The 11962-nt window shown below is 46.2% G+C and carries 10 protein-coding genes; 4 read left to right on the plus strand and 6 right to left on the minus strand.

Features of this window, described 5'->3' with window-relative positions; all coding sequences use genetic code 11:
* A partial coding sequence (locus Q0R35_RS19555) for a S8 family serine peptidase (protein WP_366944871.1) occupies nucleotides 1–188 on the minus strand: 188 nt, incomplete at its 3' end.
* Here Q0R35_RS19555 and Q0R35_RS11210 point away from each other — a divergent pair.
* Nucleotides 157–549: a hypothetical protein gene (locus Q0R35_RS11210; protein WP_295617729.1), complete on the plus strand. Its 393-nt coding sequence runs from the start codon at nucleotides 157–159 to the stop codon at nucleotides 547–549. The genes Q0R35_RS19555 and Q0R35_RS11210 overlap by 32 nt on opposite strands.
* A gap of 132 nt (nucleotides 550–681) precedes the next feature.
* Here Q0R35_RS11210 and Q0R35_RS11215 read toward each other — a convergent pair whose 3' ends face one another.
* From Q0R35_RS11215 to Q0R35_RS11235, 5 genes are all read right to left on the minus strand, one after another.
* Nucleotides 682–1410 (minus strand): ABC transporter ATP-binding protein, encoded by a 729-nt coding sequence (locus Q0R35_RS11215; protein ID WP_295617732.1) that lies wholly within the window; start codon nucleotides 1408–1410, stop codon nucleotides 682–684.
* Nucleotides 1411–1462: 52 nt separating this feature from the next.
* Nucleotides 1463–2860 (minus strand): MFS transporter, encoded by a 1398-nt coding sequence (locus Q0R35_RS11220; protein ID WP_295617735.1) that lies wholly within the window; start codon nucleotides 2858–2860, stop codon nucleotides 1463–1465.
* Between the two features lie 17 nt (nucleotides 2861–2877).
* Nucleotides 2878–4101 (minus strand): ABC transporter permease, encoded by a 1224-nt coding sequence (locus Q0R35_RS11225; RefSeq protein WP_295617738.1) that lies wholly within the window; start codon nucleotides 4099–4101, stop codon nucleotides 2878–2880.
* Nucleotides 4102–4103: 2 nt separating this feature from the next.
* A complete protein-coding gene (locus tag Q0R35_RS11230; protein ID WP_295617741.1) occupies nucleotides 4104–5708 on the minus strand; it encodes an efflux RND transporter periplasmic adaptor subunit in 1605 nt (534 codons plus the stop codon).
* 321 nt (nucleotides 5709–6029) lie between these two features.
* The gene (locus Q0R35_RS11235) at nucleotides 6030–7643 is read right to left on the minus strand and encodes a CHAT domain-containing protein (RefSeq protein ID WP_295617744.1); all 1614 of its coding nucleotides are present in this window, start codon (nucleotides 7641–7643) and stop codon (nucleotides 6030–6032) included.
* Between the two features lie 273 nt (nucleotides 7644–7916).
* Between Q0R35_RS11235 and Q0R35_RS11240 the strand changes: the two genes are divergently transcribed.
* The 3 genes from Q0R35_RS11240 to Q0R35_RS11250 all read left to right on the plus strand — a co-directional run bounded on the left by Q0R35_RS11240 (nucleotide 7917) and on the right by Q0R35_RS11250 (nucleotide 11274).
* On the plus strand, nucleotides 7917–8222 hold the full coding sequence (locus Q0R35_RS11240; protein ID WP_295617747.1) for a hypothetical protein: 306 nt from the start codon (nucleotides 7917–7919) through the stop codon (nucleotides 8220–8222).
* A 311-nt stretch (nucleotides 8223–8533) separates the two neighbouring features.
* Nucleotides 8534–9280 (plus strand): phycobilisome rod-core linker polypeptide, encoded by a 747-nt coding sequence (locus Q0R35_RS11245; RefSeq protein ID WP_295617750.1) that lies wholly within the window; start codon nucleotides 8534–8536, stop codon nucleotides 9278–9280.
* Nucleotides 9281–9579: 299 nt separating this feature from the next.
* Nucleotides 9580–11274, plus strand: a complete 1695-nt coding sequence (locus tag Q0R35_RS11250) for an ABC-F family ATP-binding cassette domain-containing protein (protein WP_295617753.1) — start codon at nucleotides 9580–9582, stop codon at nucleotides 11272–11274.
* The last annotated feature ends 688 nt before the right edge of the window (nucleotides 11275–11962 follow it).

Consider the following 11962-nt stretch of genomic DNA (forward strand, 5'->3'; position numbering starts at 1 on the left):
TTTCCATTTACATCTGTTGCACCTACGGTTAACACTGCTTCTGCATCAGCAGGACAAATAACATATTTGGCGTCTCCTGCGCTGTTACCCGAATTGCCGGCACTATTGGTAACCAGTATCCCTTTTTGTACAGCCAATGTAGCTGCCTTACTGATAATGGCTGTTTTACCACTACTGTGGCTGGGCATAGGTAAGGATGCTTTTTCGCTGTGGCTGGGTTTACCGCTGTTATTTATTCTCAATGGCGGTGCGAGTGCGGCGATCGATTTATGTATTAATAATCTCCAAATCGAAATCGCTCACGATCGACATCAAGCCCAATATTTTGGCATCAATGCCGCGCTGGGCGGAATTAGCGGTTTCTTGGGTACCTGTATCGGCGGTATCCTCGCTAATCTAGACGTGTTGGGAGGATTGACAGGCTTATTTGTCATTTCTAGCATCCTTCGCCTATTGTCTTTGGTACCTTTGCTGTTGCTGCAACCAGAAGGTGAAAAATCGCTGTTTCAACGGCTAGAATTCGGCTGGCTCAGATTGAGTAAGGAGTAAGAAATAAAGAGAGGAAAAATCCCCTCCTCGGAGGGGTGCCCGTAGGGCTACTGGTCGGGTGACCCGCCCAGTGGGGTGGGTAGATCTCCGCTAAAACCCAAAACCTAACACCTAACACCTAACACCTAATCCCTATCCCGCCATCGCCACGCGATAGATATCGCTGGGTGTGAGGTGAGAATGTACCACTTGCCCATCTTTAAACCACACGATTCGTCTGGTTTGTTTCGCAACATCGGGTTCGTGAGTTACCATCACGATCGTAATTCCGGTTTCATTTAACTGGGTAAAAATATCCATTACCTCTTGAGTCGTGCGCGAATCTAGGGCACCTGTCGGCTCGTCAGCAAGCAGTACGCGGGGTTCACCGACGATCGCACGGGCGATCGCGACGCGCTGCTGTTGCCCGCCTGAGAGTTGATTGGGGCGATTTGCCATCCGATTGCTCAAGCCCACTTTTTCTAGAGCGACAACCGCGCGTTCTTTGCGTTCGCTCTGAGATAGTCCGCCATAAATCATCGGGAGCATCACATTTTCGAGGGCGGAAAGTTGGGCTAAGAGATGAAATTGTTGGAAAATAAAGCCGAGTTTGCGGTTGCGAATTTTGGCTAATTCGTTTTCAGGAACGGTAGAAACATCTAAGTTATCGAGATAATAATGTCCGACGGTAGGTCGATCGAGACAACCGATAATATTCATTGCCGATGATTTTCCCGAACCAGATGGCCCCATAATCGAACAATATTCACCTTCGGCTATCGTTAAATTTACGCCATCTAATGCGTTAACTAATGTGTCTTCGATGCCATAAGTTTTACTGACATTTTCTAGTCTAATAATGATTGGCTGGTTCTCGTTCATTAGGTTTTAGTGTTTAGGTTTTAGGGATATTTTTAATCTAGAATCAAAAATTTTAATGAGAGTCTGAATGCTGGTGGCTGATATCTGTGTAAGTATGAGTATGTTTTAATCGTGAATGCAAATGTGGGTGTTGATGTGTCGTTCGTGCCAGCGTACTCTCAGGTAATCGATCTTCACTTTCCAGATTAGTCTGATGTTCGTGCTGATGTGGAAAATCGTGGGCGTGAGTGTGAGTATGGGAGTATTCTGGATGAGTGTGGGTAAACCTGTCGGGTGCTAATAACAAATGCACGATCGAGAGTAAAGCAAGACCAATTAAACTACCATAGAGAAAAGTTCGATCGGGAAATGTTGTTCCCAACCAACCAGCTAGGGGATATGCTCCCGCCCACCACAAGTGACTCCAGGCAAAATGCGCGCCATAAACACGCCCTTGGATATTAGTTGGAATTCGATCGGCAATTAAGGTTTGCATTGATAAATTAACCAAACTTTGACCGAATCCCGCGATCGACCATAATAAAATTAAAGGAATTAATCCGATATAATTGGCACCAATTAAGGAGATAGAAACGATCGCCCCACCACTCACAAGTGTGATAATTTTCGATCGATATTGAGGATAAATGCCGATCGCAATTGTACCTAATGTCGCACCCAATCCGAATCCCATCATTACCCACCCATATTCGACGGCGGTGAGCTGGAGCGTACCTCGAACATATCCGACTGTATTTACCAATATCTGAGCACCAGCGATCGATGCTACTAGTTGCATCATTAAACCATATCGAATCGGGGCATCAGTCCACAGCGTAATTGTACCAACTTGAATATCCGATCGAATGCTCTCGACTTTTTTTCCAGATTCGCCTGTATTTGTTCGTAAATTGCCGGGGAGGGACGCAATTAAAATTGCTGCAATAATAAAGCTAGCTCCGTCCCAGAAAAATAAATCTCTCGCACCGATAAATAGTGCCAGTACCCCGGCAATTCCGGGGCCGAATACACCAAGAATCTGATAAGTTGTACTAGAAAGTGCGATCGCTTGGGGATAATCGGTTTCGCCTGTAATTAAGGGAATTGTCGCTTGATATGTGGGGGCAAAAAAGGCATTGAATATATTTAAACCCAGCACTAAAGCGTAAATTTGCCAAATACTATTAACAAATGGCAACAGACAAACCAGTAACATTCGCCCTAGATGAGTAATGATTAAGATCGGCTTGCGATCGAATCTATCGGCAATTACTCCGGCGAATGGCGATAATAATGTAAACGCTGTCACCCTCAATGTCAAGGCACCTGCAAGCACTATCGGTGCGTCGGTACCTGCTAATTCAAAAGCTAATAATGCTAGCCCCAACCAAGTCAAAGCATCCCCAAACAAGCTAATAGTTTGGGCGACATATAACCTTAAAAATACAGGATTGCTCAGATAGGTAGGCATTTTAACTTTCAACTTATTTAAACACTGCGTAGAGCCTCGATCGGATCTAGTTTAGCAGCTTGTCTGGCAGGAACTACGCCAAAGAATAACCCAATCCCACCGGAAACACTCACTGCTAAAATAATTGCCGATGGTGAAATCGCGGCTGATTTGAGTGGCGAAAATTTAGAGATGGCGATAATACTACCCATTCCAATCAGCGTGCCGATAATACCACCGATTGTCGAGAGAATAATTGCTTCGATCGTAAACTGAATGAGAATATCATTTTGAGTCGCGCCGATGGCTTTCCGCAGTCCGATTTCTTGGGTGCGTTCGGTGACAGATACGAGCATAATATTCATTACTCCAATCCCACCCACTAACAGCGAAATTCCTGAAATTGCGCCGAGTAATAATGTTAGAGCACTAGTAATTGTGGTGACGATCGTTAGTGCGTCTTTCTGGTTGCGAACTGTAAAATCATCTTCACCGACTATTTTATGGCGACGACGCAATAGATTAGTAATTTGAAATTCGGCGGCATCCATACTTTCACTATTTTTCGCAGATACCGAAATTAATGATAATCGGAGTCCGAATGGTGAAGTTCTCCCGATGATGCGTTTACTCATCGTGGTAATTGGCACAAAGATTGCATCATCTTGATTGCTACCAAAAGATGAGCCTTTGGGTTCCATCAATCCAACCACTTCAAAGCTCAGATTATTAATCCGAATTTGTTTTCCTAATGGATTTTCACTACCAAACAATCGTTGAGCGATATCTGTACCCACCATCGCAATTTGCTTGTCTTTTGAGACATCTAATGCTGTCACAAATCGGCCTTTATCTACGGCAAAATTACGGACGGCTGGGAAGTCAGCAGTCGTACCCTGAATAATTGAAGTCGTGGTAATATTTTGATAACTGACCACTGAAGATGACTGCAATACTGGGGCAACTCCAGCAACAGACGGTACTTGCCGCGCGATCGCCCTGGCATCGCTAAGTACTAAGGTTGGTGGTACCCCACCACTCCGAATATTCTGCGCTTTCGGGCTACCTGGTAAGATAAATAATGTATTCGGCCCTAAATTTTTGAATTGATCTGTAGCCAGAATTTGAGTACCTTCACCAACACCGATCATGGTAATTACTGAAGCGTTACCGATGACGATTCCCAGCATGGTTAAACCACTTCGTAACTTGTTAGATACGAGGGTTTGCGCTGCCATTTTTAGACTTTCAAATATATTCATCTTTAATTACCATTTACACCCATCATTTGATTTTTAAATCCAGGCGGTACATCGACAAAGACCCGATCGCCAGATTTAAGGCCTTCAATAACTTGAATTTTATCCTTAACCGTACCGCCAACTTTGATTTGTTGGAACTTGGGTTCGTTATTTTCACCGGGGATATAAACACCAGTTTGTCCGCGTCGGGAACTAATCGCAACTGTCGGAATTGTTAAGGCATTACGGGTACTTTGCCCGGTAAAAACGGTATTAACATTCATCCCCGATCGCAATACATCTTTACCTGTATCGAGGGCGACGCGGACTTCAAATGAGGTGACGTTTTGCTCGACGACGGCTTCTGGCGCAACTAATCTGACAGTACCTTGATAAGGCTTGTCGCTAAAGGCATCGGCAGTAATTTCGACTTTTTGCCCGACTCTAATTTTACCGATATCGACTTCGGGAACCTTAGCTTTGACTTCCATATCTTTGGCTAACGCCACAATCGAAGTAGATGTCGCCGACGAGCTAGTCGAAGCCGAAGTAGTAGGTGTGACAAATGCGCCGATACTGGCATACCGTTGGGTAATTAAGCCTGCAAATGGCGCGATTACTGTCGAGTCATTAAGTTGAGAGCGTGCCGATTGTAACTGGGCGTTAGCTACGCCTAATGCGGCGGTGAATTGGGCGATTTCTTCCGGGCGGGAGCCATTTTTTGCCTGTTGATAGGCGGCTTGAGCTTGATCGACTTGAGCGGCTAAACTGGCAACATCTTCAGAACGAGATCCGATTTCTGATTGGCGTAAGGCTTGCTGTGCTTCGGTGACTGCGGCTTGACGCTGACTGATTTCCGATCCGCTGCTATTGCGAACCTGTTGCAGCTTTTGTTGAGCGTCGAGAACATTGGCTCTGGCTGTCTGGTAGTCAGCGATCGCCCGATCGAGTGTATCCTGAGAAACTGCCCCCGATGCTTTAAGCGATCGATTGCGATCGATTTGAGCTTGGGCGAGTTTGAGTCTGGCATCGGCGGAGGCTAGCTGCGCCGTAGCCTGTTCGATTTGCTGGGGGGCGATCGATTGACTCAAATTAAGATTAGCTTGCGCTTGGGCGAGTTTTGCCCGCACCTGAGCGGTTTCTTCGGGGCGATTGCCGTTTTTAGCTTTATTTAAATTGGCTTGAGCTTGATTGAGTCTGGCTTGAGCTTGGGCAATTTCTTCCACGCGCGTGCCGTTTTTAGCTTTATTCAAATTAGCCTGAGCCTGCTGCACATTGGCTTGGGCTTGGGCGAATCCCGCCTGTGCTTCAGTATTTTCCATTTGGGCGATTTTTTGCCCCTGTTTAACGCGATCTCCTTGTTCGACAAATAGCTGTGCCACTCTCCCCGCAGTCTTAGGACTCAGATTCGCCGTCTGGAAGGGGATAATATTACCGCTAGCCGTAATTCGATCGGTTAAATCTTGCGATTGAGCAGCTTTGGTGTAGCGGTCTAGATCGATTTTAGTAGTTGGTTTAAACTGGTTAAACGCCACAGTTCCCAGTGCGGCGACACCGATTGCCGCCGCAGCGATCCCGGCGATCGTCGGGAGAGGATGCTTGAGATTTTTGATAAGTGGTAATTGCATAAGAAGTCGAGGCACGCTAAATTTTTGGGTTCAAACTCTCAAATAGCTGGTTCTATTGGTGTAGCCTCTCATTCGCGAACAGCGACTACTGATTTGAGCTGCGCTCGAATAGTTCTGGCGCGAGTCGCTTAACTCTATTGTTCCCAGTTGGCGCAGGTAGCGGCTCACCACGATCGTCAATTTATCCAGCAGCCAAAGTAAAAAATCCGATCTCAAAAGTCTTTACCGCGACCTTTAATCGAAACTGTTACTTTTATTTACATTAATTTTAACGCTCGATCCCCATCAATTGCTAGTGTCGAAAGTCATGTCAGGGGAGTCTTAACGAAACATCGTACTTTCGATTCTAAATTCCAAAACTTGCCCATCCTCGCTGCCAAACTTCAGGTGCATTCCCGATTGGAGCGCAAATTCTCCAGAATGTACCCTCAGCCATTTGCCTTCGTCATCGAGGACATAACTACCAAACCGGGAAGAATCGCGGAGATAATATACGCCATTTGTCGGATCTTTCATCGATGGCGATCGATAGATAATTTCAGCATGACGCTGCGATACCCAAGGTTCGACAATTACTAAGTCATTATCGCTAGATCTGCCGACGCGCATTAAACCGCAACTAATCGGAAAATCGGGATGAGTATGAAAACTCAGCGATCGCATATACGCAGGGGGAATCTGTTGCGGGACGGACGGAATCTCGGTAATTGCTTCAGCTAAGGGACGGATCAATTCACCGTTAAACTCTGGATGCATGTACAGAATTGGCAACGTCCACGCAGGTTGATTGAACTTATATAAAATTAACAGTTGTTGGCGAGCGATCGCGGCAGCTTCATCGATACTCAGTCGTTGTGCCAATGCCTGTGTAAAAGTCTGAATAAAGCTCAGAGCCTCGCGATCGGCGATTGTATCGCGCATTGCCAGCACCGCTGGTACGCCATAATGTAGCAATACTTCTGCCAAACTACTCCGAGGAACGGCTTGCTGTTGGTGCTGATATGGCTGCGCGCCCCAACAAGAATTAAATACCGCCAATTTAACCCCGCACCGCACGAGTAATTGGGCTAATTCCGTCCCATTAATCCCCCCCAAATCGTTGAGGATCAATAATCCTCCCTCTGGTGCGGGCATTCCATGTCCGGCATAGAAAAATACATTATATTGCTGACTTTCGAGCTTGGCAATCAGCTCGGCTGAAGTCGGCTGCACCAAAGTATCGACCTGACAACCCGCCGGATTGAGTCGATTGGGCGGATTAAACCCGCTAGGCATGGTATTTCGCAATGCTTGGGCGATCGTCGCCGACTCTTGCAGCAGATCGAGCTGGGGGCTACCGGGAATATTTTGCCCTAGCACCAGCAGAATTCTAATCGATCGATCGAGTCGTTGGGGCGGCAACGGATCGACATCGCTATTAGTCCGACTGAATAACACCTGTCGATCGATGCTAATTGCGGGTTTACCTGGCTGTGGCTGGATGATTTCCCACGGTAATGGGATCAAGTCGGGATCGCGAACTTCGACGCGCAGACGGAGCAATTTCACCTGTCCGATCGCCATGCCCTGACTTTGAGCGAAGGCATTTCCCACCTGCTTGCAAAATAACCACTGCCACAAACTCAAGCCCAAATGCTGCATTAAGTTAGCACTATAAATTTGCGGCTGAGGCGCATCGACAGGTGTCACCGCCGCTAGATCTAATTCGGGAATGCTTGCCTCTTGATGACACGGCAAACAATACGGTCTACTTCCCGGACTAAATAAACCTTGCCACCCCAACCAAACTTGAGATAGTTCGATCGTCCAATGACAATTTTCAATTACATAGCCGCCAGGATATGGTGCTTTAAGTACCCACACCGCATAATTATTATCGGGTGCGGTCGTACCCAAACGGGCAACTGCAATATTTAGAGAAGGATGTTCATCCACGGATAGAGGGCTGAAAATAGGGGTCTAGAATGTCAAAAGCAGAGCAGATCGCAGTCAATGAAGGTATCGATCGCACACAATTACTGCCAGTGCCATTATCGGCGATCTGCTAACTGTTGTCACGAGTCTTTGTAACAGATGGATCGTAAAACTGCTGTGAGCCTTACCAAAATGGGCGATTCTCATTCTGAGAGGCTACGCCAACGAATTCCCTCCCGTTGACCTAAGATGTGAGTATATTCGCACTGTAGTCAATCTCCAAGTACTCACCCTATGGGCTTAATTGAATTACTAATTTTATTGGGTGTAGGAGCAGGAGCGGCAGGATTCATCTCTAAATCCAATCGACGCAAACGCCTAGAAGCTGCCTTCTACCAACTATTACGGCAACAGGATAGTTCGATTTCCCTAATTCAGTTGATGGCAATTTCGCAAGTGAGCAGTCAAAATGCCAAAATCTTCCTCGACGAGCAGGTGCGACTGCTCGATGGTTTCCCCGAAGTCGATGACGACGGCGACACTTTTTATCGCTTTCCTAAGTTAAAACTACCAACCGCTATTATTGATGATGATTGGTAGATGTAAGCTTGATGTGATTCCCGCCCATAAATATACCCTCGCCGTTGGCGTAGCCTGCCGTAGGCACAACCCGGTTGCTTGATATAGTCTTTATCAGGAATCACCTTACTCCTTACTCCTTACTCCCACACTCCCCGCTCCAAAAAGTGAGCCAAAGTGGTACGTTTAAAAACAACCAGAAGGCTGATGTTGCTAGACTTGAGAGAAAATTAAGGAATGTAATGTTTTCGGGGCGGCGGCGGGGGCCAGTAGCAAATCGGGACTATGATGAGAGAAATTGTAAAGTTTCGTAAGAAGATAGCTTTAAAAATATGCCTCTTCCATTATTAGAATATTCCCCTTCGAGTCAAAATACTCGCGTTCGTGGCTACGAAGTGCCTGGAGACGAGCAGCCGCGCGTTTTCTCGACCGATAACTTACTGTCTTCAGGTGAGATCGATATTCTCATTGGAGCAGCTTATCGCCAGATTTTCTTTCATGCTTTTGCAGCCGATCGTGAAAAGTTCCTAGAATCTCAGCTCCGTAGCGGTCAAATTACCGTCCGGGACTTCATTCGGGGCTTATGTTTATCTAATACTTTCACCAATAGTTTCTATAACCTCAATAGCAACTATCGGTTCGTTACCCATTGCATTCAGAAGGTGCTAGGACGCGACGTATACAGCGATGCGGAAAAAATTGCTTGGTCGATCGTTATCGGCACTAAAGGTCGTGCTGGCTTCATTAACGACCTACTCAATAGCGATGAATACCTAGAAAACTTTGGCGATAGCATCGTCCCCTTCCAACGTCGGCGGGTATTACCTTCCGGTGCTAGTGAATTACCATTTAATATTCAATCTCCCCGCTACGATGCCTACTATCGTGGCAAGCTAGGGTTCCCCAAAGCTTCTTGGCAAGCTGCTGTGCGTGGGTATACTCCTCAAGAGAAAAAAGCCAAAGCGGGCGATCCTTCGCTATATCTGTCAATGGCAAAAAGTCTGGGCAAGATCGGCAATCAGCCTCAATCGATCTCACCTTACAACATTGACTACAACAGTCTAGTCCCCCGTCGCTAATTGCGGTAATCTAGATTACTCAAGAGGTTTTCGATTCGTCACTTTGCCCACGGGTTGAGCGATGCGATCGAAAGCCTCTTTTGATGTGTCAGGCTTCAAGCAGAGCCTCGAAACCCAACTCTCTAGGGATGTTGGGTTTCGCGGGCTTCTACCCAACCTACAGATATGTTGTATATTATTCATTCCTTACTCCTTACTCCCCGCTCCCATCTATTTACGTGACCTAGTGGTAAAGTTTTGTTAAAATACAGACTGGGATACCCGCCCTCCTCTTACTACTGCTGGAGAAAATTAATTTCATGCTGCGACTGGAACATATCTGCAAGATTTATCCCACAGGTGAAGTCCTCAAGGACATTAATTGGGAAGTTAAACCAGGAGATCGAATTGGCTTAGTAGGTGCGAACGGTGCGGGTAAATCTACCCAGATGAAGATTATTGCTGGACAAATCGAACCTACCAGCGGTGAAATTATCCGTCCTAATAGTCTCAATATTGCCTATCTCAACCAAGAATTTGATGTCGATCCGACGCGGACTGTCAAAGAAGAATTGTGGCAAGCATTTGGTGAAGCCAACCGCGTCCACTCCGAACTCGATAAAATTCACCATCAGTTAGAAACAGCCAGCACCGACGAGCTTGACAAATTGCTCGATCGGATGGATAAATTTCAGCGATTGTATGAAGCCTTAAATGGTTACGCGCTCGAAGCTGAAATCGATAAGATTTTACCAGAGGTAGGCTTTGAACTAGAAGATGCCGATCGATTGGTAAGTGCTTTTAGTGGTGGTTGGCAAATGCGAATGAGTTTAGCCAAAATCTTGCTCCAGTTTCCTGACTTACTACTACTCGATGAGCCGACTAACCATTTAGACTTAGAGACGATCGAATGGTTAGAAAACTATCTGCGTAAGCTCGAAACGCCGATGGTAATTATCTCGCACGATCGTGAGTTTTTAGATCGGCTTTGCAATCAAATTGTCGAGACAGAGCGCGGTGTTTCAGCGACTTATCTCGGTAACTATTCATCATACCTCGAACAAAAAGCGGAAAATTCTTACGCTCAATTAAATGCCTTCGAGCGTCAACAGAAAGAACTCGAAAAACAACAGGCTTTCGTCGAGAAATTCCGAGCTAGTGCGACTCGCAGTACCCAAGCAAAAAGCCGAGAGAAACTCCTCGATAAAATCGAGCGGATTGCAGCCCCAGTATCAACAATGCGAACCCTTAGTTTTCGCTTTCCCCCAGCTCCTCGCAGCGGTCGGGAAATAGTCGAAATTAAAGATTTAGAACACGTCTATGGTGACAAAATTCTATTTTTAGGTACTGACTTATTTATCGAACGTGGCGATCGAATTGCCTTTTTAGGCCCAAATGGTTGCGGTAAATCTACCCTGTTAAAAATGATTATGGGGATGGAAACTCACACCAGCGGCTCGATTAAACTCGGCGAACATAATGTCGTTCCTAGCTACTTCGAGCAAAACCAAGCCGAAGCATTAGATCTCGATAAAACAGTTTTAGCCACCATTCACGATGAAGTTCCCGACTGGAAAAATGAAGCAGTCAGAACTCTATTAGGTCAGTTTTTATTTACTGGCGATATGGTTTTTAAAAAGGTGGAATCGCTCAGTGGTGGTGAAAAAGCCCGACTCGCACTAGCGAAAATGTTGCTAATTCCAGCCAATTTGCTAATTCTAGATGAGCCGACAAATCACTTAGACATCCCTGCGAAAGAAACCCTCGAAAATGCCCTGATTAACTACGATGGTACGGCATTGATCGTATCGCACGATCGTTACTTTATCTCTCAAGTAGCTAATAAAATCGTCGAAGTTCGCGATGGTGAGTTTCGGGTGTATTTGGGCGACTATCATTATTACCTCGATAAATTAGAAGAAGAACGCCAAGCCACCAAACAAGCAGCTTTCGCTGCTGCTGAAGCTGCTAAGAAAGCCGCTAAAGCAGAAAAGGCTAGCGCGAAGAAAAAATAACGACTTAGTAACAAAAAGGTAGGGGCAATTCATGAAGCGATTTGCGCTCGTCGGGAAACCCGACGGTTTAGCAAACCAAGACATTGCCCCTACCTTTTTTACTTAATATCTACTTAACGTGAGTTTCTCCTATCGGAGAGGCTACGCCAACGGGATAAGGAAAATTGATTTGCTCCGCTCAAGCACCACCCTGAACTACAAGTGTCTCGTTCTCGAAGAGGCTGTGCCTACGGCAGGCTACGCCAACGCCAACGGGCTAGTAGCTCAAGTTCTCTGAAGAGAACTGCCAAATTAATCAGTTCGTTTCAACGAACTTGAGCTATTAGCCCCTGCTTGGTGCGTTTCCTTGCGCGGGGAACCCGCGCGGAACGCATCCGCAAATTTATTTGAGGGCGGTGCATAAACGAAGCTCGGAGTCATAAATCGGAAATACTTATCCCGAAATGACGTTATGTTAGTAGTCCGCGTAGGCGGACTTTGCACCACTAGCGACTTCAGTCGCTGACTAACCGAACCGTATTGCAATGACTCCTGGCTTCGTTCCTGCACCGCCCTCAAATGAATTTGCGGATGCGTTCCGCGCGGGTTCCCCGCGCAAGGAAACGCACCAAGCAGGGGTTAATAGCTCAAGTTCGTTGAAACGAACTAATTTATTTGGTAGTTCTCTGAAGAGAACTTGAGTTATTAG

Origin of the sequence: Chamaesiphon sp. GL140_3_metabinner_50 (assembly GCF_025361915.1) — a bacterium.
Lineage (GTDB): Bacteria > Cyanobacteriota > Cyanobacteriia > Cyanobacteriales > Chamaesiphonaceae > Chamaesiphon.